Source organism: Pseudomonas petroselini (genome assembly GCF_045037875.1).
Taxonomy (GTDB): Bacteria; Pseudomonadota; Gammaproteobacteria; order Pseudomonadales; family Pseudomonadaceae; genus Aquipseudomonas; species Aquipseudomonas petroselini.
In genome coordinates, this window is sequence record NZ_CP173614.1 from 1,265,199 (window position 1) to 1,290,413 (window position 25,215).

The 25,215-nt window shown below is 61.6% G+C and carries 23 protein-coding genes; 17 read left to right on the forward strand and 6 right to left on the reverse strand.

Annotated elements, in window-relative coordinates; translation table 11 throughout:
• The first annotated feature begins 33 nt into the window (after window positions 1-33).
• Complete coding sequence (locus tag ACI512_RS05865; protein ID WP_043204688.1) at window positions 34-744, forward strand: membrane integrity-associated transporter subunit PqiC; 711 nt, start codon at window positions 34-36, stop codon at window positions 742-744.
• Window positions 745-930: 186 nt separating this feature from the next.
• On the opposite strand, the gene ACI512_RS05870 is transcribed toward ACI512_RS05865, so the two are convergent.
• A complete protein-coding gene (locus ACI512_RS05870) occupies window positions 931-2,460 on the reverse strand; it encodes an AhpA/YtjB family protein (protein WP_236379846.1) in 1,530 nt (509 codons plus the stop codon).
• 133 nt (window positions 2,461-2,593) lie between these two features.
• Between ACI512_RS05870 and serB the strand changes: the two genes are divergently transcribed.
• On the forward strand, window positions 2,594-3,808 hold the full coding sequence (gene serB / locus ACI512_RS05875; RefSeq protein ID WP_012721901.1) for a phosphoserine phosphatase SerB: 1,215 nt from the start codon (window positions 2,594-2,596) through the stop codon (window positions 3,806-3,808).
• Window positions 3,809-3,868: 60 nt separating this feature from the next.
• Here serB and asd read toward each other — a convergent pair whose 3' ends face one another.
• Genes asd through ACI512_RS05890 form a run of 3 tightly spaced genes read right to left on the reverse strand, consistent with a single transcriptional unit; the run spans window position 3,869 to window position 7,154 of the window.
• Entirely contained in the window at window positions 3,869-4,729 is an 861-nt protein-coding gene (gene asd / locus ACI512_RS05880) for an archaetidylserine decarboxylase (RefSeq protein ID WP_012721902.1), read from the reverse strand.
• Between the two features lie 16 nt (window positions 4,730-4,745).
• Window positions 4,746-5,561, reverse strand: a complete 816-nt coding sequence (locus ACI512_RS05885; RefSeq protein ID WP_405121689.1) for a rhodanese-like domain-containing protein — start codon at window positions 5,559-5,561, stop codon at window positions 4,746-4,748.
• Window positions 5,562-5,618: 57 nt separating this feature from the next.
• Window positions 5,619-7,154, reverse strand: coding sequence for an HDOD domain-containing protein (locus tag ACI512_RS05890; RefSeq protein ID WP_064053988.1), 1,536 nt, complete (start codon window positions 7,152-7,154; stop codon window positions 5,619-5,621).
• A gap of 166 nt (window positions 7,155-7,320) precedes the next feature.
• Here ACI512_RS05890 and motA point away from each other — a divergent pair, with 166 nt between their 5' ends.
• Window positions 7,321-8,172 carry a flagellar motor stator protein MotA gene (gene motA, locus ACI512_RS05895; protein WP_064053987.1) on the forward strand — a complete coding sequence of 284 codons (852 nt, stop codon included), beginning with the start codon at window positions 7,321-7,323 and terminating at the stop codon, window positions 8,170-8,172.
• Between the two features lie 3 nt (window positions 8,173-8,175).
• Window positions 8,176-9,195 carry a flagellar motor protein MotB gene (gene motB, locus ACI512_RS05900; protein WP_064053986.1) on the forward strand — a complete coding sequence of 340 codons (1,020 nt, stop codon included), beginning with the start codon at window positions 8,176-8,178 and terminating at the stop codon, window positions 9,193-9,195.
• A gap of 51 nt (window positions 9,196-9,246) precedes the next feature.
• Here the strand turns inward: motB and rsgA are convergent, their stop codons facing one another.
• Window positions 9,247-10,278, reverse strand: coding sequence for a small ribosomal subunit biogenesis GTPase RsgA (rsgA, locus tag ACI512_RS05905; protein WP_003171340.1), 1,032 nt, complete (start codon window positions 10,276-10,278; stop codon window positions 9,247-9,249).
• Window positions 10,279-10,386: 108 nt separating this feature from the next.
• On the opposite strand from rsgA, the gene orn reads away from it, so the two are divergent.
• Both orn and ACI512_RS05915 read left to right on the forward strand, forming a co-directional pair.
• Window positions 10,387-10,929, forward strand: a complete 543-nt coding sequence (gene orn, locus ACI512_RS05910; protein ID WP_003171343.1) for an oligoribonuclease — start codon at window positions 10,387-10,389, stop codon at window positions 10,927-10,929.
• A 183-nt stretch (window positions 10,930-11,112) separates the two neighbouring features.
• Window positions 11,113-11,727 carry a trimeric intracellular cation channel family protein gene (locus ACI512_RS05915; RefSeq protein WP_012721908.1) on the forward strand — a complete coding sequence of 205 codons (615 nt, stop codon included), beginning with the start codon at window positions 11,113-11,115 and terminating at the stop codon, window positions 11,725-11,727.
• On the opposite strand, the gene queG is transcribed toward ACI512_RS05915, so the two are convergent.
• The gene (gene queG, locus ACI512_RS05920) at window positions 11,724-12,788 is read right to left on the reverse strand and encodes a tRNA epoxyqueuosine(34) reductase QueG (protein WP_236379850.1); all 1,065 of its coding nucleotides are present in this window, start codon (window positions 12,786-12,788) and stop codon (window positions 11,724-11,726) included. The genes ACI512_RS05915 and queG overlap by 4 nt on opposite strands.
• A 63-nt stretch (window positions 12,789-12,851) precedes the next feature.
• Between queG and ACI512_RS05925 the strand changes: the two genes are divergently transcribed.
• The 11 genes from ACI512_RS05925 (at window position 12,852) to ACI512_RS05975 (ending at window position 25,128) form a co-directional block, all read left to right on the forward strand.
• Window positions 12,852-13,712, forward strand: coding sequence for an NAD(P)H-hydrate dehydratase (locus ACI512_RS05925; RefSeq protein ID WP_236379852.1), 861 nt, complete (start codon window positions 12,852-12,854; stop codon window positions 13,710-13,712).
• Window positions 13,700-14,170, forward strand: a complete 471-nt coding sequence (gene tsaE / locus ACI512_RS05930; RefSeq protein WP_046033925.1) for a tRNA (adenosine(37)-N6)-threonylcarbamoyltransferase complex ATPase subunit type 1 TsaE — start codon at window positions 13,700-13,702, stop codon at window positions 14,168-14,170. Before ACI512_RS05925 ends, tsaE begins: the two co-directional genes overlap by 13 nt.
• 15 nt (window positions 14,171-14,185) lie before the next feature.
• Window positions 14,186-15,607, forward strand: coding sequence for an N-acetylmuramoyl-L-alanine amidase (locus ACI512_RS05935; protein WP_012721912.1), 1,422 nt, complete (start codon window positions 14,186-14,188; stop codon window positions 15,605-15,607).
• Entirely contained in the window at window positions 15,607-17,523 is a 1,917-nt protein-coding gene (gene mutL / locus ACI512_RS05940) for a DNA mismatch repair endonuclease MutL (RefSeq protein WP_043204692.1), read from the forward strand. The genes ACI512_RS05935 and mutL overlap by 1 nt, the downstream gene beginning before the upstream one ends.
• The gene (gene miaA / locus ACI512_RS05945) at window positions 17,523-18,494 is read left to right on the forward strand and encodes a tRNA (adenosine(37)-N6)-dimethylallyltransferase MiaA (protein WP_012721914.1); all 972 of its coding nucleotides are present in this window, start codon (window positions 17,523-17,525) and stop codon (window positions 18,492-18,494) included. The genes mutL and miaA overlap by 1 nt, the downstream gene beginning before the upstream one ends.
• 94 nt (window positions 18,495-18,588) lie before the next feature.
• Window positions 18,589-18,849, forward strand: a complete 261-nt coding sequence (gene hfq, locus ACI512_RS05950) for an RNA chaperone Hfq (protein ID WP_003171355.1) — start codon at window positions 18,589-18,591, stop codon at window positions 18,847-18,849.
• Window positions 18,850-18,861: 12 nt separating this feature from the next.
• Entirely contained in the window at window positions 18,862-20,163 is a 1,302-nt protein-coding gene (gene hflX / locus ACI512_RS05955) for a ribosome rescue GTPase HflX (protein ID WP_012721915.1), read from the forward strand.
• 96 nt (window positions 20,164-20,259) lie between these two features.
• The gene (gene hflK / locus ACI512_RS05960; protein WP_012721916.1) at window positions 20,260-21,435 is read left to right on the forward strand and encodes an FtsH protease activity modulator HflK; all 1,176 of its coding nucleotides are present in this window, start codon (window positions 20,260-20,262) and stop codon (window positions 21,433-21,435) included.
• Window positions 21,435-22,301 carry a protease modulator HflC gene (hflC, locus tag ACI512_RS05965; protein WP_043204695.1) on the forward strand — a complete coding sequence of 289 codons (867 nt, stop codon included), beginning with the start codon at window positions 21,435-21,437 and terminating at the stop codon, window positions 22,299-22,301. The genes hflK and hflC overlap by 1 nt, the downstream gene beginning before the upstream one ends.
• A 294-nt stretch (window positions 22,302-22,595) precedes the next feature.
• Window positions 22,596-23,783, forward strand: a complete 1,188-nt coding sequence (locus ACI512_RS05970; protein ID WP_012721918.1) for an ATP phosphoribosyltransferase regulatory subunit — start codon at window positions 22,596-22,598, stop codon at window positions 23,781-23,783.
• Between the two features lie 55 nt (window positions 23,784-23,838).
• The gene (locus ACI512_RS05975) at window positions 23,839-25,128 is read left to right on the forward strand and encodes an adenylosuccinate synthase (RefSeq protein WP_012721919.1); all 1,290 of its coding nucleotides are present in this window, start codon (window positions 23,839-23,841) and stop codon (window positions 25,126-25,128) included.
• Window positions 25,129-25,215 lie beyond the last annotated feature (87 nt).

Sequence of the window (25,215 nt, forward strand, 5' to 3'; positions counted from 1 at the left end):
GGTTCGCCTTGTGGCAGCCACCTGGATGGGATGATGACTGCTCCACGCCTTCCTTTTATTTTCATGCTCGCTGGCCTTTTGGGGCTGGCGGGTTGCAGCACACACCAGCCGGTGTCGCTGTACCAGTTGGACAGCGGAAGTCCAGCTCAACCTGCGCAGACTGCCGGCATGGCGGTGTTGCTGGGCCCGGTGGTCGTCGCCGACTACCTGCAACGTGAAACCCTTCTGCAACGTCAGAACGACGGCAGCCTGCAAGGTTCCACCGATGGTCGTTGGGCGGGCAGTTTATCGTCCGACATCAACCAACTGATGTTGCGCCAGGTGGCGGGTCAGTTGGACAGTCAGCGTGTGGTCCTGGCGCCGGCGCCAGCCGGTTTTTCGCCGGATGTACAGGTCTTGCTGACCATTACCCGGCTCGACTCCGGTACGTCGCAACCGGCGATCCTCGATGCGCAATGGCGCTTGATCGACCGTCGTGGCCAGGTACGCGATAACCGCATCGTGCACCTGCAGGAAGAACACACCGGTAGCACCGCGTCCCAGGTCCAGGCACAGGGCGTGCTGTTGCAGCATTTGGCGCAGCAGTTGTCGGTGGCCCTCAAGCCATTGGCCAACCAACCGCCGATTGCCGAGGCGCCCCGCAAGCAGAGCGCCCCGGTACAGGCCAAGCCGGCAGAGCCGCAGAAGCCGAAGATGCCGATGGCTACGCCGATCCGTACGGACATGGAAGTGTTCAGGTTCTGATCTGAATCGCGCACAAACAAAAGGCCCGCTGACTCAGCGGGCCTTTTTATTTGTGCGCGGTTTGAGCCACGCCGCTGACCCAATGTGGGAGGGGACTTGCCCCCGATAGCGGTGGTTCAGTTAATGATGTGTTAACTGATACTCGGCTATCGGGAGCAAGCCCCCTCCCACATGAGCCCTACCGTTTTATTTGGTGCGGGTCTCATGCATCCGCGCCAACTGCCGTTCCAGCATCGACGGGTACGGCTCCATCAACCGCTCCACGCAACTGGCACCTTCAGGGCTGGCAATCGGGCGGATACGCGCGCGTTGGCGGATCAGCGTGTCTTCGCTGATCTTGCGCTCCACCAGCAGCAGGTTGCGGCTGTGTTGTGAGAGGGCCAATGCATCCTGGGCCATTTCGGTCAGCAACAGGTCGATCTGGCTCATGCCGAACAGGTCGTCGCCTACCGTCAGGCCGAGCTGCAATTGCAGGGTGATGCCGCTGTCGGCCACTTCGATCTGCAATTCATGGCCCAGGGCGCGCAGCAGCTCGCCGCAGCAAATCGCGTTGGTCAGGTAGTCTTCGCCGCTGTCTTCGCTGTGGAACAGCATCAACGTGCTGCCATCGTTCAGGGTGTGCAGTTCGCTCTGGTACAGCGAAGCAGCCTGGTCGAGGCAGTCACGGTAGCGTTCCAGCAATTCGGTCAGGCGGGCGCGGGGCAGGCGGCGCAGTTGGTCCTGGGCGCCCAGTTGTACGGCGAGCACTGCACTGTATTGTGGCTCGGTGCTGCGTACCGGGGCCGGCTTGGGCGCAATGGCGCCGCTGTCGGCGGACGTATCACGCAGGTCGGCAAAGGGATCGTCTTCGTCCAGCTCGTCTTCTTCGGCCTTGAATGCATGGCGCGGCACAGGCTTGAGGCCCGCCACCGGAGGGCGCTCGTCGAAACCCGGATCACGCAGGTTGCGTACTTCAAACTCCGGCTCTTGCTCGTAGTCGGTGTCGTCGAACTCCGGCTCCGGCTCAACTTCAGGCACCACGGGTTCCGGGGCAAAGCTGGCGTGTAACTGGCGGGCGAGGTCGCCGATTTCATCCTGGCGGTCGGTGGCCGGGGTGTGCTCATCAATGTCCCGCAGCCAGATACGCAGTTGCATCAACGGCGTGGAAATATGCCGACCCAGGCGTAAGCTCAAGGCCAGGGCCAATGCCAGCAGGATCGCGCTGAGGATCCCCATGCTCTGCAGGCTGATGGTCATCGGCTGCTGGAATTGCTGCATGTCCAGGCTGATGCGCAGTTGGCCGGCCTTCACATCCTGAAAGGTAATGTTGCTCTGGTAGAGGCCTTCGGCTTCACCCAGCAAGCCGTTTTTCGGACGTTGCCCGGCCTCGGCCATGATCCGGTTGTCCACGCTGTAGATGGCGGCGTGGGCCACCAGCGGGTTCTTGGTCAGGTTGTTGAGCAGCACGTTGAGGCTGAGGATGTCGTTGGACACCAGCAGCTCAGTCGCCGAGGTGGCGGTCTGGGTGGTCAAGCTCTCGCCCAGGGCATCGGCTTGCTCGTGCATGGCCTGCTTGAACTGCAAACCCATCACGCAGGCGTAGATCACCAGGGCCAGGGCGACCAGGATCACGTTATGGCTGGCGATGCGTAATGCGATCGGTACACGGCGGTGGCGCAGTGCCCGGAAGATCAGCAGGAAGAAATTATCGGTTTTTACTGGCGTGGGCCGGTTCACTTGCGCTCGGCTCTTGGTCCGTGAAGTTGACGCGCAGTATAGCGACAGCCCTAGGACCGGCAAAGCGCTGGCTGTGCCCGATGGTCACTGAAAGTGGGTAGAATGCGGTTTTTTTCCAGCCTGGGGGTGCGCCTTGCGCGAAATTGTCCTGATTAACATCACTGGTGAAGACCGCCCGGGTCTTACTGCGGCTATTACGGGAGTGCTGGCCCAGGGTGGTGTGAACATTCTCGACATCGGCCAGGCGGTGATCCACGACACCCTGTCGTTCGGGATCCTGGTCGAGATCCCGAGCACGGAACAGGCGTCTTCGGTACTCAAGGACATCCTGTTTACGGCTTACAAGCTGGACCAGCAGGTGCGTTTCACGCCAGTGTCCGAAGAGGACTACCAGCAGTGGGTCGCCGGCCAGGGCAAAAAACGCCATATCGTGACGCTGCTGACCCGCAAGGTCACCGCCGAGCAACTGCAGCGCGTCAGCTCCATCACCGCGCACTATGGCCTGAATATCGACCATATTGACCGTCTGTCGGGTCGCATGCCGCTGGACACTCCGGCCGACAAGGGCAAGGGCTGCATCGAGTTCTCCGTGCGCGGTGAACCGGCCGACCCGCAAGCCCTGCGCGCCGAATTCCTCAGCGTGGCCCAGGAGCTGAACGTCGATATCGCCTTCCAGGAAGATTCGCTGTTCCGTCGCAACCGTCGCCTGGCGGTGTTCGACATGGACTCGACGCTGATCGAAGCTGAAGTCATCGACGAACTGGCCAAGGCGGCCGGCGTGGGCGAGCAGGTTTCCGCAATCACCGAGCGCGCCATGGCCGGTGAACTCGATTTCCGCGCCAGCTTCAAAGAGCGCCTCGCGCTGCTCAAGGGCCTGGACGTGAGCGTGCTGGACGCCATCGGCGCCTCCCTGCGCCTGACCGAAGGCGCCGAAACCCTGTTCGCCGAACTCAAGCGCCTGGGTTACAAGACCGCCATTCTGTCGGGCGGCTTCACCTACTTCGCCAAGCAATTGCAGGCCAAGCTGGGCATCGACTATGTGTTCGCCAACGAGCTGGAAGTGGTGGATGGCAAGGTGACCGGCGTGGCGGTGGAGCCGATTGTCGACGCCCAGCGCAAAGCGGACTTGCTGAAGGAATTGGCCCACAAGGAAGGTTTGCGCCTGGAGCAGACCATTGCGGTCGGCGATGGGGCCAATGACTTGCCGATGCTGGCGATTGCCGGGTTGGGCGTGGCGTTCCGTGCCAAGCCGCTGGTGAAACAGTCGGCCAAGCAGGCGATTTCGACGTTGGGGCTGGACGGGGTGTTGTATCTGTTGGGCTTCCGCGACCGCGATGGTCAGCTTTAACTGAATAAACGCAGTTCAAAATGTGGGAGGGGGCTTGCCCCCTCCCACATTGAGTTTGCGTCAAGCTTTAGGCGCGGCGATGCCTTGGCCCATTTGCACTGGGCTGCCCGCCACCAATTCTTCCGCCCACTTCACCTGATCCGGCCCGAACAGCACGATCGCGGTCGAGCCCAGTTTGAAGCGACCCAGCTCCGCACCCTTCTCCAGGTGAATCGGCGCACGTGCTGCTTCGTCATAGCGGAAGGTTTTCAGCTCGCGCTTCGGCGGCGTCACCAGCCCGGCCCACACGGTTTCAATCGAAGCCACAATCATCGCGCCCACCAATACCACGGCCATCGGGCCGCGTTCGGTGTCGAAGATGCACGCAACGCGCTCGTTGCGTGCGAACAGCTCGGGTACGTTTTCCGCGGTGGTCTGGTTCACCGAGAAGATACGTCCAGGGATGTAGACCATCTCGCGCAGAGTGCCGGCGAGTGGCATGTGCACGCGGTGGTAGTCTTTCGGCGACAGGTAAACGGTGGCGAAATCGCCGCCCATGAACGGCGCAGACAAGGCCGCATCGCCACCCAGCAGTTCCAGTACGCTGAAGCTGTGGCCTTTGGCCTGGAACACACGACCATGCTCGATCGGGCCAAGCTGGCTCACTGCGCCATCGGCGGGGCTCAACACCGCACCAGGGGTTTGATCCAGTGGGCGTGCGCCGTCTTTCAATGCGCGAGTGAAGAAGGCGTTGAAGTGCTCATAAGCGGTCAGGTCCTCAACCAGGGCCTGGGACATGTCCACTTGATAGCGCTTGGCGAACCAGGCGGTGAAGGCATTCTTGAACCAACGCACGCGGCACTCGGCAATGCAGCCTGCCAGGCGCGACAGCAGGTGGTGCGGCAGCAAGTACTGGCTGAGGATAAACAACTGCTTTTTCATTTACTGTCCTTAAACCTTAAATCTCGACGGGGGTGTCGGGGTGGTTGCCCCATTCGCCCCAGGAACCGGCATAACCTTTGACTCGCGGATAACCGAGCGCCTTGGCCACCAGGTAGGTGAAGCCAGAGCGGTGGTGAGTCTGGCAGTGGGTGATGATTTCTTTGTCTTTGGTCAGCCCGAGGTCTTCGAGGATCTGCGGCATGTCGCGGCGGATACGCAGGTTGCGTGCCTTGTCCATGCCGGCCGTCCATTCGAGGTTCACCGCGCCGGGGATGTGCCCGCCTTTGGCCGCCAGCACCTTCTCGCCGGAATACTCCAGCGGGCCGCGTGCGTCCCAGATGCCCAGGTCGGCCGCGCCCAGGCGGCTTTGCAGGTATTCACGGGTGGCGGTGGGGCCGTCGTGCAGCGTCAGGCTGACCGGGCCGCCGACTGGGGCGGGCACGTCGGTGGAGACCGGGTGTTTTTCGTCCAGCCACGCCAGCAGGCCGCCGTCAAGGTAGTGGTATTTCTGGTGGCCGATCACATCGAGCATCCAGATAAAACGCCCGGCCCAGCCGCCGCCTTCGTCGTCATAGACCACGTAGGTGGCGTCGGGGGTATGGCCCAATTCGCCGAACAGTGCTTCCAGGTCAGCTTTGTTGGGCAGCAAGCCGGGCGCCGGCGCCTGGCCCAACTGGGTGCGCTTGGGGTCAACGAAATGCGCGCCGGGGATATGCCCTTCGGCGTAGCGGGCGGCACTGGTGAGGTCCACCAGAATCAGGTGTTCGGCCTCCAGGCGGCCGAGCAGGTCGCCGGATTCGATCACCAGCGGCAAGCCAGAGAAGTCAGGCATGTGAGGTCTCCTGGGCACAAATGTTGGCATTAAAGGACCGCGATTGTAGCGCAAGCATCAGGCGCTGCGGTTGGTAAAGCAGTGCAGGGCTTTCTCGATGCATTGGGCGGTTTTGCCGAAGGCCTGCACGGTGGTTTCCGAGAACGGCCCGCCACCCTGGTCGGCCACCATCAGCATCACCACCTTGCCATTGCAGCTCAGGGAGCGCAGCAACAGGTGTTCGCCAGTAAACAGGCGGCGCAGGATCGGCGGCAGCAGTGCCGAGAACTGCGCGTGGTTGTCCGGCGTGAGGCGCACCTGGGCGGACTTTTCCAGCAGGCGCTGCAGCAGCGTGCTGTTGACCACGTCCAGGCTCAGGTTGGCCGCGTCTTTCGGCAGGCCGTCGACCTGATGCACGCGCAACATGCTCTGCGCGCGATCGGTCATCAGCAACATGACCCGCTGCATGCCGCTGGCCACCAAGGCCTCCTTGGCGCACGTGGTCAGGTGCATGGCATTGGCAAAGCGGCTGGGCTCTACCAGCAGCTCGGTGCAGCGCTTGCGCCACACGGCCAGGGCCTCGGCGGTGGGCGGTGGCGCGGGTAGCAGGCCGCGATGAATTTTCTGCACATGCCAGGGCCAGATCAGCGACAGCGCCGGGTGCCAGAGGTCAGGCATCAACGTGTTGCGGGCGCTGGCGACGGCTTGCTGGTGAACCTGTTGTTGCACCTCGCCCAACGGCTGTTGCAGGTACAGCGCCGTGAGGCGCTGCCAGCGCTCGGTATGCGGGCAGGTCCAAGACTCCTGGGCCGACATCGCCAGGCCGTTGGCCAGCAACACCGTATTGGCCGGCTGGTTGAGCCAGCGGCGCAGGTTGGGTTCGGCGTCGAGCAATTGTTGATGGCGCAGGGGGTCTTCTTCGCGGGCGATATGCAGCGCCTTGACCAGCAAACGCTGTTCGGTCAACAGCAGCTTGTAGCCCTGGGATACCCAGATCGGCAGGTGCCAGGCTTCGGTCAGGCCGACGCACAGGTCCAGCAGGCGCACGCCGAATAAGGCCTGTTCCACCTCGCGGGCCGACTGGCCTTTGTGGATCACCCGCAGTTCCCATTCTTCCAGGAGTTTGGGGTACGCGACCGCCATCGGCCACAGCGGCGACAGAAACAGCAGGCTACCCCAGTGAATGTCTTGCCACAGGCGCGCCAGGCGGCTGCCGAACAAACCGTTGGCTTGCTGCGAAGCGTGCTGGCTCACCAGCAACAATTGGCGCAGTGCCACGGGAATCTCGTTTTCGGGCACTGCGGGCAAGCGCGCCAGCAGTTCTTCGGCGCGCTTGAGGCCCAGGCGGTTAAGCGCCACTTCGAGATTTTCTGCCGGCTCAGCCAGGCTGCCGTGGGTGTGGCTGTTGGCCTCGCGCATCACGCTGAGCACCAGCGCCGGGCTGTCTTGCATCAGCTCGGCAATATCCCGCAATGAACTGCGGCTGTCGCGGATGCCCTTGCACACACGGTCGTGGCTGGCCTGTGGAACAGGCAGCAGCACATCGTCCAGGCGCTTGATCCAAGCGGCGAGAGAGGTAGGTTTAGCAGTTGGGACTGTCGTTTCATTAGCCATGATTGGGGCGCGATCATCACTTGCGGTCAACACACCCGGAGCGGGCCGAACTGGCTTTTCGCCTTAACGGGCTATAGTCTGGCGCAGTTTTGCCGATAAGAGGAACAAGAGTTTTCAGTTCCCCCCAATATGTCCATGAACCCGACGGCGCAAGTACTCATCTCCTATGGCTAAAATTATCGGCATCATTGTCGTCATCGCAAGTGTGCTCGGTGGGTACGTCCTGTCCCACGGTAAAATTGCTGCGCTGATCCAGCCCTTCGAAGTGCTGATCATCGGTGGTGCGGCATTCGGCGCATTCTTGCAGGCGAACCCCGGCTACATGACGATGCACGTGGTCAAGAAATCCCTGGGCATGTTCGGTTCACGCTTCACCCACACCTTCTATCTGGAGGTGTTGGGCCTGGTCTACGAGATCCTCAACAAGAGCCGCCGCGAAGGCATGATGGCCATCGAAGGTGACATCGAGGACGCTGCGGCCAGCCCGATTTTCGCCAAGTACCCGGCCGTGCTCAAAGATGAGCGCATGACCGCCTATATCTGTGACTACTTGCGCATCATGTCCTCCGGCAACATGGCTCCCCATGAGCTGGAAGGCCTGTTCGACATGGAGTTGTTCAGCCTTAAAGAAGAGCTGGAGCACCCGTCCCACGCCGTGACCGGTGTCGCTGATGGTATGCCGGGTTTCGGTATCGTCGCGGCGGTACTCGGTATTGTGGTGACCATGGCCTCCCTGGGTGAAGGCGACCAAGCCGCCATCGGTATGCACGTCGGTGCGGCACTGGTCGGTACCTTCTTCGGTATTCTCGCGGCTTACGGCTTCTTCGGTCCGTTGGCCACCTCCCTGGCCCATGACGCCAAGGAAGAAATCAACCTGTACGAATCGATCAAGGCCAGCCTGGTGGCTTCCGCTTCCGGCATGCCGCCGTCGCTGGCGGTGGAGTTCGGTCGTAAAGTGCTGTACCCCAAGCATCGCCCAAGCTTCGCCGAGTTGGAACAAGCGGTTCGCGGTCGCTAAGCCATGGAAAACAACCAGCCGATAATCATCAAGCGCGTCAAGCGCTTCGCTGCGGGGCACCATGGTGGCGCCTGGAAAATCGCCTTCGCCGACTTTGCGACGGCGATGATGGCGTTCTTCCTGGTGCTGTGGCTGATGTCCACCGCCACGCCGGAACAGAAGATTGCCATCGCCGGCTACTTCAAAGACCCCATTGGTTTCTCGGAAAGTGGCACGCCCTTCGTGATCGACCTGGGCGGTTCGCCGCAGTTGGCGCCTGAGCGCACCATCAACCCGGAAGTCAAAACCGAAGCGCCTCAGGAAAAGATCCCGATCGAGCGCGATACTGTTGAGGCCATGGCGGAGCAGGTCGAGCAAGAGCGCCTGGAACTGTTGCTGCAAGAACTGCAGACCAAGGTTGAGGAAAACCCGCAACTGCTGAAGTTCAAGGACCAGATTTCGTTCGAGATCACCCCGGACGGCTTGCGCATCCAGATCACCGATGCGGCCAACCGGCCGATGTTCGACTCGGGCAGTGCGCGCCTGAAGCCGTACTTTGAAGACATCCTGCTGGCCATGGCCGACACCATCAAGGCGGTGCCGAACAAGATCAGCATCAGCGGCCACACCGACGCCAAGCCGTATGCGGGCCAGGGCGACTTCGGCAACTGGGAGCTTTCGGCCAACCGTGCCAACGCCGCACGTCGCGCGCTGGTGGCCGGCAGTTACCCGGACCCGCAAGTGGCGCGGGTGGTGGGGTTTGCATCGTCGCAGCTGTTTGATCACAAGGAGCCGTTCAACCCGATCAACCGCCGTATCGATATCGTCGTGCTGACCAAAAAGGCCCAACGTGCGATTGAAGGTGATCAGCCGCCGGCTCCTCAGCCCACTCCGGGTGCAGGCGCACCGGGTGAGGTTCCGACCGATCCGAACGCCATTCCGCCAGGGCAAGAGCCATTGCCGGCGCATGAACTGCGCCAGAAGCTGAATCTGTTTGATGAGGGTGGGGTGAAGGATCCTACGGTGCCTAAGGCTGGGTCGTAGGTTTCACATACAACAAGGCCGCGATGATCGCGGCCTTGTTGTTTCTGCGGTTTAGTAACTGCTTTCGGGCAAGCTCGCGATAATCGACCGATAGCTATTCATCCGCTGCTGCTGCACACGCCCATCTTCCAGGGCCTTGAGCAGCGCACAGCCCGGCTCGCGGTCGTGTTTGCAATCGCGGAAGCGGCAGGTGCCGATCAGGTCGTTGAATTCGATAAAGCCCGCTTCCACGTCGCTGCGGCTGACGTGGCCGAGGCCGAATTCGCGGATACCCGGGGAGTCGATCAGCTCACCGCCGCCGGGGAAGTGGAACAGTCGCGCGGTGGTGGTGGTGTGAGTGCCCTGGCCGGACAGTTCCGACAGTGGGCCCACGCGGGTGTCGACTTCCGGCAGCAGGCTGTTGACCAGCGAGGATTTACCCACGCCCGATTGGCCGACAAACACGCTGATACGTCCGTCCAGCTGCTGTTGCAGCTGTTCCATGCCATTGCCGTGATGCGCCGACACTTCCAGCACTGGGTAGCCGAGGGTGCGGTACACCGCCAGCAAGGCGTTGAGCGCTGGGGCGTTCTGCTCGTCAATCAGGTCGAATTTGTTCAGCAGCAGCAGCGGACGAATGCCCGCGTGCTCGGCGGCGACCAGGTAACGGTCAATCAGGTTGGCATGGGGCTCGGGCAGCGGCGCGAACACAATGACGATCATGTCGACGTTGGCCGCTACCGGCTTGAGCTGGCCACGACTGTCCGGGCGACGCAGTTCGGTGGTGCGTGGCAACTGGGCGACGATCACGCCGATACCCTGGTTGCCGGCCCGCCATACCACTTTATCGCCGGTGACCAGCGCAGGGAGGTTGGCGCGCAGGTGGCAACGGGACACTGATCCTGCGAGTTCGCCTTCGAGCGCCTCGACTTCGACCTGCACACCAAAGTGCGCGATCACCAGGCCCGTCTGCTCGGGGCCCAGGTCGCCGCCCTCGAGCGCTTCCACGGCGGAGGATTCACGTTTGGCGGCGCGTGCGGCGCGTTCGCCTTGAATCTTTTCGATGCGCCAGTTTTGGCGACGGTTGAGCTGGCGTTTGGCCATTGGTGTTCCGTGTCGATAATGCAAAGGTTAGATAAAACGGTCGCGAGTCTAGCACGCCCCTGCCTGCTAAACTGCGCAGCTACGCCAAGGTGCCAAGAGAATCAAGCCATGCAAAACCCACAGAACCTGATTTGGATCGATCTGGAAATGACCGGTCTGAACCCCGACACCGACGTCATCATCGAGATGGCGACCATTGTCACCGACAGCAACCTCAACACCTTGGCGGAAGGTCCGGTGATCGCCATCCACCACAGCGACGCCGTACTCGCCACCATGGACGAGTGGAACACCCGCACCCACGGCAACTCCGGCCTGACCCAGCGCGTGCGCGACAGTCGCATCAGCATGGCTGAGGCCGAGGCTGAAACCATCGCGTTCCTGGAAAAGTGGGTGCCCAAGGGCAAGTCGCCGATCTGCGGTAACAGCATCTGCCAGGACCGGCGCTTCCTTTATACGCACATGAAGGGGCTGGAAAGCTACTTCCACTACCGCAACCTGGATGTGTCCACCTTGAAAGAGCTGGCTGCGCGCTGGGCGCCGGAAGTCAAAGACAGCTTCCATAAAGGCAGCACTCACTTGGCGCTGGACGATATTCGCGAGTCGATTGCTGAGCTGCAGCATTACCGCAAGCATTTCATCAAGGCCTGAGTGTTTGGCGCCTGTATCGACCTCATCGGGGGCAAGCCCCCTCCCGCATTTGACTGCGATCACACATCAAGGTGTGGGAGGGGGCTTGCCCCCGATGATGTGACGCGGTCTTTCGCCAAGCGCCCCCTTTTGGTGCCATCAGCAAATGATTAGACTGCCGGCCTCAATGCAAGGATCGCCCTCATGCTGCTGATGCTCTACCTCATCGCCATCACCGCCGAAGCCATGACCGGTGCGTTGTCAGCCGGGCGGCGTGGCATGGACTGGTTTGGCGTGGTGCTGATCGCGTGTGTGACGGCGCTGGGCGGTGGTTCGGTGCGTGACGTGCTGCTCGGCCATTACCCGCTGACCTGGGTCAAACACCCGGAATACCTGGTGCTGACCTCCGTTGCCGCGCTGGTGACGATCTTCATCGCCCCACTGATGCGCCATCTGCGCTCGCTGTTCCTGGCGCTCGACGCCGTGGGCCTGGTGGCCTTCACCCTGATCGGCTGCATGACCGCCCTGGAAATGGGCCACGGCATGCTCGTAGCGTCGGTCAGCGGGGTGATCACCGGTGTATTCGGCGGCATCTTGCGCGACATCTTCTGCAACGATATCCCGCTGATCTTCCGCCGCGAGCTGTACGCCAGCGTGTCGTTCCTCGCCGCCTGGTTCTATTTGCTCTGCCTTTATCTGGAGTTGCCCAGCGAACAAGCGATTCTGCTGACCCTGTTCAGCGGTTTTCTATTGCGCCTGCTCGCAATCCGCTTTCACTGGGAAATGCCCAAGTTCGTCTACAACGACGACGTGCACTAGCGCGAAGCGTGCTGGTTCAGCGCCCATTCCACGTGCTCGCGCACCAGCTCGGAGGGATAATCCTGGCGTGCCTTCAAGGCTTCCAGCACCGGAATGCTCGACGGCGCGTTGCCCAGGCCTACCGCCAGGTTGCGTAACCAGCGCTCATAACCGGCGCGACGTAGCGGCGAGCCTTCGGTGCTGCTGAGGAATTTATCCTCGTCCCACATAAACAGTTCGGCCAGTTCCGCGTTATCCAGGTTGTGGCGTGGCTTGAAATCGCTTTCTGCGGTGGCGCCGGCGAAACGATTCCACGGGCAAACGATCTGACAGTCATCGCAGCCAAACACGCGGTTGCCGATCAACGGGCGCAAGTCTTCGGGGATCGCGCTTTTGAGCTCAATGGTCAGGTAGGAAATACAGCGCCTCGCGTCCAGCACATAGGGGCCGACGAAGGCATTGGTGGGACAGATATCCAGGCACGCCGTGCAGCGCCCGCAGTGTTCGGTGCTGTGGGGCGGGTCCACTGGCAGCGGTAAGTCGACAAACAGTTCGCTCAGGAAGAAGTAACTGCCGGCCTTGCGATTGAGGACCAGGGTGTTTTTACCGATCCAGCCCAACCCGGCTTTTTCGGCGATGGCTTTTTCCAGCACCGGCGCGCTGTCGACGAAGGCGCGGAAACCAAAGGGGCCGATCTGCGCTTGAATGCGGTCGGCCAGTTGCTGCACGCGCTTGCGGATCAGCTTGTGGTAGTCGCGGCCCAGGGCGTAGCGCGAGATATAGGCTTTTTCCGGCTTGGACAGCAGTTGCGCCATCTGCGTGTCGCCGGGCAGGTAGTCCATGCGCAGCGAGACCACGCGCAGAGTGCCAGGCACCAGCTCTTCGGGGTGCGAGCGTTTGCTGCCATGGGCGCCCATGTACTCCATCTCGCCGTGGTAACCCGCGTCGAGCCAGCGTTGCAGGTGCTGTTCATGCTCGGCCAGGTCCAGGCCGCTGATGCCGACTTGTTGAAAGCCCAGCTCGCGGCCCCAGTCTTTGATCGATTGGGCGAGGGCAGGCAGATCGGTGGTGATGGCAGGCATGAGACAAGGGAAACCGCAGGTTAGATAGGTATAATTCTGCCAGACATCGGAGCTTGAAGACGCATGCCGCAGACAAAACACGCAATAACCGACGTACAGCCCCTGTTGCACGGCCACTTGCCGCAACTGGCCGCACGTTCCCCGGACGCCCATAAAGGCCAGTTCGGCCACCTGTTGGTCATTGGCGGTGACCGCGGCTTTGGCGGCGCAGCGCTGTTGAGTGCCGAAAGTGCCCTGCGCAGTGGCGCCGGCATGGTGTCCCTGGCGACCCGCCTGGAGCACGTTCCCGCAGCGTTGACGCGTTTGCCGGAGGTCATGACCATTGGGGTGAGCTCGGCCAATCAACTGATGAGCCTATTGGAAAAAATCTCGGTCATTGTGATCGGTCCCGGCCTGGGCGAAGCCGCCTGGGGCAAAAGCCTCTTGTCCGTTGCGGCCAACGCCAAGCAGCCGCAAGTCTGGGATGCCGACGCGCTGAATCAACTCGCCACCGGCGGCGTCGGCCTGCCGGCCAACTGCGTGATCACTCCGCATCCGGGGGAGGCTGCGCGCTTGCTGGGTATGTCGACAGCCGAGGTTCAGGCTGATCGTCTTAAGGTAGCGCGCGCGTTGAGCGAGAAATTCAACGCCGTGGCTATCCTCAAGGGGGCTGGCAGTTTGATTGCCAGCCCGGACGGACGTGTTTCGCAATGTGACCAGGGCCACCCGGCCATGGCCGCGGCGGGGCTCGGTGACGTGTTGGCCGGCCTGGTGGGGGCACTGCTTGCCCAAGGCATGCTGGCTTTTGAGGCAAGCTGCCTGGCCGTGTGGTTGCACGCCACGGCGGGGGATCGCCAGGGCACCTTTGGTCGCGGGCTGGCGGCAAGCGACCTGATACCCGCCATTCGTCAATTGCTGGAGGAGCAGTCGCCGTGTCTGAAGTAATCCTTTTCCTGGCCGATGAAGAGGCCATGGTTGCTTTCGGCCAGCGCATTGCCCAGGTCACCGCCGGGGCAGGGCTGATCTTTCTGGAGGGCGACCTGGGGGCGGGCAAGACCACACTGTCCCGGGGGATCATTCGCGGGTTGGGGCACGCCGGGGCGGTAAAAAGCCCGACGTTCACCTTGGTGGAACCCTATGAAATTGGCGAGGTGCGGGCGTTCCATTTCGACCTCTATCGCCTGGTCGATCCCGAAGAGCTGGAGTTCATGGGCATCCGTGATTACTTCGATGAAGATGCGTTGTGCCTGATCGAGTGGCCAGATAAAGGCACAGGCTTTTTGCCAAAGCCGGACCTGACCATTACCATTACGCCGCATGAGCATGGACGTCAGCTGAAGTTGTTGCCCCAAAGCGCGCGCGGCCAGTCGTGGTGCGCCGCTTTGGCATTGGAATTCAAATAATTGGTGGGGTTAGGTATGCGCTTTCGCGCGTTGGTTGCTGTCGTAGGGGTGTTGCTTGCGGCAATGACTGTCAATGCTCTGGCTGCTTCACAGGTGAAAAGCGTTCGCCTGTGGCGAGCGCCGGATAACACGCGACTGGTGTTCGACCTGTCTGGCCCGGTCCAGCACAGCGTCTTTACCCTGACGGCGCCTGATCGCCTGGTGATCGACATCAACGGTGCGACCCTGGCCGCGCCGCTGAAAGTCTCCACCGCCAACACCCCGATCACCGCCATGCGCTCGGCCCAGCGTACGCCGACCGACCTGCGCGTGGTGATCGACCTGAAAAAGGTCGTGACCCCGAAAAGCTTCTCCCTGGCGCCAAACGCACAGTATGGCAACCGTTTGGTGGTCGACCTGTTCGACAATGCCGCCGATGCCGCACCGCCGCCCGCGCCAACCCCAAGCGTCGCAACGGTGCCGGCCGTGCCGGTCAGCCCGTCGCAGCCGCAGGTCAAGCTGCCACCGCCGCCACCGGCTCCGGCCGGCAAGCGCGATATCATTGTGGTGATCGACGCCGGCCACGGTGGCGAGGACCCGGGGGCCTCCGGCTCGCGCGGCCAGCATGAAAAAGACGTGGTGCTGGCCATCGCCCGCGAGTTGCAGCGCCAGGTCAATGGCATGAAAGGCTATCGCGCCGAGCTGACGCGTACCGGCGACTACTTCATTCCATTGCGCGGGCGTACCGAAATCGCCCGCAAGAAAGGCGCCGACCTGTTTGTGTCGATCCACGCCGACGCCGCGCCTTCAGCGGCTGCCTTTGGCGCGTCGGTGTTTGCCCTGTCGGATCGCGGCGCTACGTCCGAGACTGCGCGTTGGCTGGCCGACAGCGAAAACCGTTCCGACTTGATCGGCGGCGCCGGCAATGTGTCCCTCGATGACAAGGACAAAATGCTCGCCGGCGTGCTGCTCGACCTGTCGATGACGGCCTCGCTGACGTCCAGCTTGAACGTTGGCCAAAAAGTACTGAGCAACATCGGCCGGGTGACCTCGCTGCACAAGCAGCGCGTGGAGCAAGCCGGGTTCATGGTGTTGAAGTCGCCGGACATCCCGTCGATTCTGGTGGAAACCGGGTTTATCTCCAACTCCAACGAAGCCTCGAAGCTGGCCAGCGCCAGCCATCAACAGGCGCTGGCACGCTCGATCAGTGCCGGTATTCGCCAGTTCTTCCAGCAGAATCCGCCACCGGGCACCTACATCGCCTGGCTGCGTGACTCGGGCAAAATCGCCCAGGGCCCGCGTGATCATCGCGTGCAGCCCGGCGACACCCTGGCGATGCTGGCGGTGCGGTTCCAGGTCTCGGCCGCTACCTTGCGCAGTGCCAACAACCTGAAAACCGATGAGCTCAAAGTCGGCCAAGTGTTGACCATCCCCGGCACTGAATTGGCGGCACAGTAATGAGCGAATCAACCTTGAACAGTGGGTCGCGTATCGAGCTGCTCAGCCCGCGCCTGGCGAACCAGATCGCAGCGGGGGAAGTGGTTGAGCGTCCCGCATCGGTGATCAAGGAGCTGCTGGAAAACAGCATCGACTCAGGCGCCAAGCGTATTGATGTCGACGTGGAGCAGGGCGGCGTCAAGCTGCTGCGGGTGCGTGACGATGGCAGCGGCATCTCCTCCGACGACCTGCCGTTGGCCCTGGCCCGTCACGCCACCAGCAAGATCCGCGACCTGGAAGACCTTGAGCGCGTGATGAGCCTGGGCTTTCGCGGTGAGGCCCTGGCGTCGATCAGCTCCGTGGCACGTCTAACCCTGACGTCACGCACCCGTGACGCCGATCAAGCCTGGCAAGTGGAAACCGAAGGCCGCGACATGGCGCCTCGAGTCCAGCCGGCCGCCCACCCGGTGGGGACGTCGGTGGAAGTGCGCGACCTGTTCTTCAACACCCCGGCGCGACGCAAATTCCTCAAGGCCGAAAAAACCGAATTCGATCACCTGCAGGAAGTCATCAAGCGCCTGGCCCTGGCCCGTTTCGACGTGGCCTTCCACCTGCGCCACAACGGCAAGACCATCCTTAGCCTGCATGAAGCCCATGACGACGCGGCGCGTGCTCGCCGGGTGTCGGCTATTTGCGGCGCGGGGTTCCTGGAGCAGGCGCTGCCGATTGAAATCGAACGCAATGGCCTGCGCCTGTGGGGCTGGGTCGGTTTGCCGACCTTCTCCCGCAGCCAAGCGGACCTGCAGTACTTTTTTGTGAACGGCCGTGCAGTGCGCGACAAGCTGGTAGCCCATGCGGTGCGCCAGGCGTACCGCGATGTGCTGTTCAATGGGCGGCACCCGACGTTTGTGCTGTTCTTCGAGGTCGACCCGTCGGTGGTGGACGTCAACGTGCACCCCACCAAACACGAAGTGCGCTTCCGTGATGGGCGCATGGTGCATGACTTCCTTTACGGCACCTTGCACCGCACCTTGGGCGATGTGCGTCCGGATGATCAGTTGTCTGCCCCCATCGTAACGGCAGTGGTGCGGCCGAGCGGCCCGGAAGCCGGTGAGTTCGGCCCCCAGGGCGAAATGAGCCTGGCGGCCAACCTGCTGCAATCGCCGCAGCCGCAGCCGTCGTACACCGCGCCGGGTTCCGGTTCGGGGGCGGGTTATCAGTACCAATACACGCCGCGTCCGCAATCGGCGGTGCCGGTGGCCGAGGCCCAGGCGGCATACCGCGAGTTTTTTGCGCCGCTGCCGGGGGCTGAGCCGGGTGCACCTGTCGCCTTGCCGGAGGGCGGTGGAGATATTCCGCCGTTGGGTTATGCGCTGGCGCAGCTCAAGGGTATCTACATCCTGGCGGAAAACGCCCATGGCCTGGTGCTGGTGGATATGCACGCCGCCCACGAGCGGATCATGTACGAGCGCCTCAAGATTGCCATGGCCAGTGAAGGCCTCAGCGGCCAGCCGCTGCTGGTGCCGGAATCCCTGGCGGTCAGCCAGCGTGAGGCTGATTGCGCAGAAGAGCACCACAGCGTGTTCCAGAAGCTGGGCTTTGAACTGCAACGCCTGGGCCCGGAAACCCTGGCCATCCGCCAGATCCCCGCACTGCTCAAGCAGGCCGAGGCCAACCGGCTGGTAGCTGACGTACTCGCCGACCTGATGGAGTACGGCACCAGTGACCGTATCCAGGCGCACATCAACGAATTGCTCGGCACCATGGCCTGCCACGGTGCCATTCGCGCCAATCGCCGCCTGGCCCTGCCGGAAATGAACGGCTTGCTGCGCGACATGGAAAACACCGAACGCAGCGGGCAATGCAACCATGGTCGGCCGACCTGGACCCAGATGGGCCTGGACGACCTGGACAAACTGTTCTTGCGCGGCCGTTGATGAGTGCCTTGCCCCCCGCGATCTTCCTGATGGGTCCTACGGCCGCCGGCAAGACCGACCTGGCCATCGAGCTGACCAAGGTGTTGCCATGCGAGCTGATCAGTGTCGACTCTGCCCTGGTTTACCGGGACATGGACATTGGCACCGCCAAGCCTTCCAAAGCGCTGTTGGCACAGTATCCGCATAAGTTGATCGACATTATCGACCCGGCCGAGAGCTATTCGGCGGCGGATTTCCGTACCGACGCGCTGGCCGCCATGGCCGAGATCACCGCGCGGGGCAATATTCCGCTGCTGGTGGGCGGTACGATGCTCTATTACAAGGCTTTGCAGGAGGGGCTGGCGGATATGCCGGCGGCCGACGCCCAGGTGCGCGCCGAGCTTGAGGAAGAGGCTGCACGCCTTGGCTGGCAGGCCCTGCACGACCAGTTGGCGGCAATAGACCCGGTATCCGCCGCGCGCATTCACCCCAACGACCCCCAGCGCCTTTCACGGGCCCTGGAAGTCTGGCGTGTGAGCGGGCAGACCATGACTGAACACCGGCTGAAACAAAGTGCGCAAAGTGCTGACGCAGGCGCATCTGGGCAGTCACAATTGCCCTATACTGTGGCGAATCTGGCCATCGCTCCGGCAAATCGCCAGGTGCTGCATGAACGAATTGCACAAAGATTCACAATTATGTTGGAACAGGGGTTTGTGGACGAGGTCGTAGCACTGCGTTCAAGAGGTGACCTGCATCCAGGGTTGCCGTCGATACGTGCTGTAGGCTACCGCCAAGTCTGGGATCATCTGGATGGAAAGCTGACGTCAGCTGAGATGCAGGAGCGCGGCATCATTGCCACGCGCCAATTGGCGAAACGCCAGTTCACCTGGTTGCGCAGCTGGAGCGATTTACACTGGCTGGACAGCCTGGACAGCGACAATCTGTCACGCGCCTTGAAATACTTGGGAACGGTCTCCATATTGAGCTGAGTCCTTGCAATTGCCGTCTATCCTTGGGGGTGTGACGGCCATAAGCTATCTATTTTCCGATTTTTTATTATTGATCCTTAAAGGAGTGCGGCACATGTCAAAAGGGCATTCGCTACAAGACCCTTACTTGAATACTTTACGTAAAGAGAAAGTGGGGGTTTCCATCTATCTGGTCAACGGTATCAAGCTGCAAGGCACGATCGAGTCGTTCGACCAGTTCGTGATCCTGCTGAAAAACACCGTCAGCCAGATGGTATACAAGCACGCTATCTCGACAGTCGTCCCCGTTCGTCCAATCCGTCTGCCTAGCGCAGCAGGTGATGATGCAGCTGACGCTGAGCCAGGTAACGCCTGATAGGAGTCTCCTTTGTTCTTTGAGCGCCACGGTGGTGGTGAGCGAGTAATCCTCGTTCACTTGGATGGACAGGACCCTGAGGCGCGCGAAGATCCGCAGGAGTTTCAGGAGTTGGCAAATTCGGCCGGCGCCGAGACCGTTGCGTTTTTTAACGTGCCGCGTCATCGGCCAACCGCCAAATACCTGATTGGCAGCGGCAAGGTCGAGGAACTGCGCGACCTGGTCCACGCTGAAGAAGCCGATCTGGTGATCTTCAATCACACCCTCACGCCCAGTCAGGAACGTAACCTCGAACGTGTCTTCGAGTGTCGCGTGATCGACCGCACCGGTCTGATTCTCGATATTTTCGCCCAACGCGCCCGTACCCATGAAGGCAAGCTCCAGGTTGAACTGGCCCAGCTTGACCACATGAGCACGCGGCTGGTCCGCGGCTGGACTCACCTTGAGCGTCAGGGTGGCGGTATCGGCATGCGGGGGCCGGGTGAAACCCAGCTCGAAACCGACCGCCGCCTGCTGCGGGTCCGCCTGCGCCAGATCAAGGGCCGCCTGGAGAAAGTCCGCAGCCAGCGCGAGCAATCGCGACGTGGCCGCTCGCGCGCGGATATCCCTACCGTGTCCCTGGTGGGCTATACCAACGCCGGCAAATCCACGCTCTTCAACAACGTGACGAAATCGGACGTGTACGCGGCCGACCAACTGTTCGCCACCCTTGACCCGACCTTGCGCCGTTTGGATCTGGACGACCTGGGGCCGATTGTCCTGGCCGATACCGTGGGGTTCATTCGTCACTTGCCGCACAAGCTGGTCGAGGCATTTCGGTCTACGCTCGAAGAGTCGAGCAATTCCGACCTGCTGTTGCACGTGATCGATGCGGCCGAACCGGATCGCATGTTGCAGATTGAACAGGTGATGCTGGTGCTGGGCGAGATTGGTGCCCAGGACTTGCCGATCCTCGAGGTCTATAACAAACTCGATTTGCTTGAAGGCGTTGAGCCACAAATCCAGCGCGACGAGAACGGCAAACCCCAACGGGTGTGGTTGTCGGCGCGAGATGGCAGTGGCCTTGAGTTGCTTGAACAAGCGATTGCCGAGTTGCTCGGCGGTGATTTGTTCGTTGGCACCTTGCGCTTGCCCCAGCGTTTTGCTCGACTGCGTGCACAGTTTTTCGAGCTGGGCGCGGTCCAGAAAGAAGAACACGACGAAGAAGGTGTCAGCTTGCTGGCCGTTCGATTGCCGCGCTCGGAGCTGAATCGGCTGGTCAGCCGTGAAGGTGTGGTACCGACAGAGTTCATCGAACAACACACTTTGCAATAAAAGCCTCCGAAAGCGGTTGTGCCGCAGTGGCAGGCATTCTGTAGCATTGGTCGGCGCGCCGTGGGTGCGTCTTTGCTTTATCAGATGGAGAGCGCTATGGCTTGGAATGAGCCGGGTGGCAACTCGAATAATCAGGATCCTTGGGGTGGTAAACGCCGCAATAATGGCGACCGCAAGGGGCCACCAGATCTCGACGAGGCCTTCCGAAAGCTGCAGGAAAGCCTGAATGGGTTGTTCGGTGGTGGGAAAAAACGCGGTGGTGACGAAGGCGGTCGCACAAGCAAGGGCGGCGGCTACGGCCTGCTGGGCCTGGGTCTTGTCGTGCTGGCGGCCGTATGGCTGTACAGCGCCGTATACGTAGTGGACGAGCAGGAGCAAGCCGTGGTGCTGCGCTTCGGCAAGTACTACGAAACCGTCGGCCCAGGCCTGAATATCTACTTCCCGCCGATCGACAAGAAGTACATGGAGAACGTCACGCGTGAGCGTGCCTACACCAAGCAGGGCCAGATGCTGACTGAAGACGAGAACATCGTCGAAGTGCCGCTGACCGTGCAGTACAAGATCAGCAACCTGCAGGACTTCGTGCTGAACGTCGACCAGCCGGAAATCAGCCTGCAACACGCCACTGAAAGTGCCCTGCGCCACGTCGTCGGTTCTACCGCGATGGACCAGGTGCTGACCGAAGGCCGTGAGTTGATGGCCAGTGAGATCAAGGAGCGTCTGCAACGCTTCCTCGATACGTACCGCACCGGTATCACGGTTACCCAGGTCAACGTACAAAGCGCAGCCGCACCGCGTGAAGTACAGGAAGCCTTCGATGACGTGATCCGCGCCCGTGAAGACGAGCAGCGTTCGCGCAACCAGGCTGAAACCTACGCCAACGGCGTCGTGCCGGAAGCCCGTGGTCAGGCCCAGCGCATCCTCGAGGATGCCAATGGTTACCGCGACGAAGTGGTCTCCCGCGCCAAGGGTGAGGCGGATCGCTTCACCAAGCTGGTTGCCGAGTACCGCAAGGCTCCAGAGGTGACGCGTGAGCGTCTTTACCTGGACACCATGCAGGAAGTCTTCAGCAACACCAGCAAGGTCCTCGTGACCGGCAGCAAAGGTGGGCAGAACAACCTGCTGTACCTGCCGCTGGACAAGATGATCGAAGGTGGTCGTAGCAGCACCAGCGCACCGTCCACCGGTTCCAATGCCGCTGCCAACGAAGCGAGCGCCCGTGCGGCCGCTGACTTGCTGCAACAGCAAACACGTACCAGGGAGAGTCGTTGATGAGCAATAAATCGCTGACCGCCCTGATTGTGGGCGTCGTCGTGGTCATCGCTGCCTGGAACTGCTTCTACATCGTGGCTCAGACCGAGCGTGCGGTGCTGCTGCAATTCGGTCGCGTGGTCCAGGCGGATGTCCAGCCGGGCCTGCATGTGAAAGTCCCCTACGTCAACCAGGTGCGCAAGTTCGACGCTCGCCTGATGACCCTGGATGCACCGACACAGCGCTTCCTGACCCTGGAAAAGAAAGCCGTGATGGTTGACGCCTACGCCAAGTGGCGCGTCAAGGATGCCGAGCGCTTCTACACCGCGACCTCCGGCCTCAAGCAGATTGCCGACGAGCGTTTGTCGCGCCGTCTGGAATCGGGCCTGCGTGACCAGTTTGGTAAGCGCACCCTGCACGAGGTGGTATCCGGTGAGCGTGATGCGCTGATGGCGGACATCACGCGTTCGCTGAACACGATGGCGGAAAAAGAGCTGGGCATCGAAGTGATCGATGTTCGGGTCAAGGCTATCGACCTGCCGAAGGAAGTGAACCGCAGCGTGTTCGAGCGTATGAGCACCGAGCGTGAGCGTGAGGCTCGTGAGCACCGCGCCAAGGGTAACGAGCTGGCTGAAGGTATCCGTGCGGATGCCGACCGTCAGCGTCGTGTACTGCTGGCAGAGGCCTATCGCGAGTCTGAAGAGGCGCGTGGTGATGGTGATGCCCAAGCTGCGGCGATCTACTCCAAGGCGTACGGCCAGGACCAGGAGTTCTACGCGTTCTACCGTAGCCTGCGTGCCTACCGTGAAAGCTTCGCGAACAAAACCGACGTCATGGTGTTGGACCCAAGCAGCGAGTTCTTCCGCTACCTGGAAAAGTCCAAGTAACCGGCCTGTGATTCTGTAGGGCTCACTCCCGTCGGGCGGCTAAAATGCCTGGCGGGGTGATCCTTTCAGAAAACGGGTGTATGATGCGGCAGCCGGGAAATTCCCGGCTTTTTTGCGTCTGCATGTTTGATTCGGCAGGCGTGACAGGTTTTTCGAGGAAAGTGCCCGACGAGGCCGTTTTCAGGTCGTTCGTCACGTCGCTCTTGCGCGTGGTTTATGCAGGGGGCGGGTGTTTTCTGCTTCACTCAAGGCTCGGCCGAGGGCTGGCCGCCCGGATCATAGGGGAATGGCGTAATGGCAACGGTAGACCGCTGGCTGCTGCCAGATGGCATCGAAGAAGTACTGCCACCAGAAGCTGCGCGCATTGAAGTAGCGCGTCGCCAGGTGTTGGATCTGTTCCAGAGCTGGGGTTACGAGTTTGTCGTGACCCCCCATATCGAGTACCTGGAATCCCTGCTGACCGGCGCGGGCCAGGACCTGGATCTGCGCACCTTCAAGGTCATCGACCCGCAATCGGGCCGGCAAATGGGGTTCCGTGCCGATATCACGCCGCAAGTGGCGCGCATTGATGCGCACACCCTGCGCCGTGAAGGTCCGAGCCGCCTGTGCTATGCCGGCAGCGTGCTGCATGCGCAGCCGCGTGCATTGTCGTCTTCACGCAGCCCGATCCAGTTGGGCGCCGAGTTGTACGGTGACGCCAGCCCGAGCAGCGACGTTGAAGTGATCAGCCTGATGCTGGCCATGCTGCAACTGGCTGACGTGCCGGATGTCCACATGGACCTGGGTCACGTCGGTATCTACCGTGGCCTTGCCCGTGCGGCCGGGTTGTCCGGTGAAGTGGAGCAACAGTTGTTCGATGCCCTGCAACGCAAGGCTATCGATGAAGTTATCGCGCTGACCGAGGGCGTGCCTGCGGATCTCGCCGGCATGCTGCGTGCGCTGGTGAACCTGTGTGGCGGCCGTGAAGTGCTGGTAGCTGCGCGTGAGCGCCTGGCCAATGCGCCGGCGCCGGTACTGGCGGCACTGGACGACGTGCTGGCCATTGCCGAGCAACTGTCGGCGCGCTTCCCGCAGTTGCCGCTGTATTTTGACCTGGGTGAGTTGCGCGGCTACCACTACCACACCGGTGTGGTGTTCGCGGTATTTGTACCGGGTGTTGGCCAAGCCATCGCCCAAGGCGGTCGTTATGACGATATCGGCGCCGACTTCGGTCGTGCGCGTCCGGCCACCGGTTTTTCCACCGATTTGAAAACCCTGGTGACCCTGGGGCGTGCTGAGGTCGAGCTGCCGTCTGGTGGCATTTGGATGCCCGACAGTACGGACGCAGCACTCTGGCAGCAGGTTTGCCAGTTGCGCAGTGAGGGTCAGCGTGTTGTCCAGGCCTTGCCTGGCCAGCCATTGGCCGCCGCCCGTGAAGCGGACTGCGACCGGCAATTGATTCTGCAGAACGGGCTTTGGCAAGTATCGCCACTGGCTTCTTGAGTTTTCCTGCCGGCCCATCGCCGGCACCAAGTTTGCGCGAATGAGGACAAGTGTTATGGGTAAGAATGTCGTAGTCCTGGGCACCCAATGGGGTGATGAGGGCAAAGGCAAGATCGTTGATCTGCTGACCGAACATGCTGCCGCCGTAGTGCGCTACCAAGGTGGCCACAATGCTGGCCACACCCTGGTCATCGATGGCGAAAAAACCGTTTTGCACCTGATTCCGTCGGGCGTACTGCGCGAAGGCGTGCAGTGCCTGATCGGCAACGGCGTGGTGGTTGCACCTGACGCCCTGTTGCGCGAGATCACCAAGCTGGAAGAGAAAGGCGTACCGGTGCGCGAGCGCCTGCGTATCAGCCCATCCTGCCCGCTGATCCTGTCCTTCCACGTTGCGCTGGACCAGGCCCGTGAAAAGGCCCGTGGCGAGCTGAAGATCGGCACTACCGGTCGCGGTATCGGCCCGGCTTACGAAGATAAAGTTGCACGTCGTGGCCTGCGTGTGGGCGACCTGCTCAACATGCCGCGCTTTGAAGACAAGCTGCGTGAACTGGTGGATTACCACAACTTCATGCTGGTGGGTTACTACAAAGAGCCGGCCATCGAGTTTGAAAAGACCCTGGCTGAGTGCAAGGAATACGCTGAGCTGCTCAAGCCGCTGATGCTCGACGTGACGGCTGAGCTGCACGACCTGCGTCGCGCCGGCAAAGACATCATGTTCGAAGGCGCCCAGGGGTCCCTGCTGGACATCGACCACGGCACCTACCCGTACGTGACCAGCTCAAACACCACCGCGGGCGGCGTTGCGACCGGTTCGGGTGTTGGTCCGATGTTCCTGGACTACATCCTGGGCATCACCAAGGCTTACACCACGCGTGTGGGGTCGGGTCCGTTCCCGACTGAGCTGTTCGACGAAGTCGGTGCGCACTTGGCCAAGCAAGGTCATGAGTTTGGTGCGACCACTGGCCGTGCGCGTCGTTGCGGCTGGTTCGACGCGGTTATCCTGCGTCGCGCTATCGATGTGAACAGCATCTCGGGCATCTGCTTCACCAAGCTGGATGTGCTCGACGGTCTGGAAACCATCAACATCTGCGTCGGCTACAAAGACGCAGACGGTAACGATGTTGCCCCGACTGACGCTGACAGCTACGTGGGCTTGCAGCCGGTGTACGAAGAAGTGCCGGGCTGGACCGAATCGACCGTTGGCGCCAAGACCCTGGAAGAGTTGCCGGCTAACGCCCGTGCGTACATCAAGCGCGTTGAAGCGCTGATCGGCGCACCGATCGACATTATTTCGACGGGCCCGGACCGCAACGAGACCATCGTTCTGCGTCACCCGTTCGCTTAATAAGCTGTTGATGTAAAAAGCAAAGGGCTCCTTCGGGAGCCCTTTGTCGTATCTGTTCGCCAAGCGGCACGACCCTTGCTGTGTTTC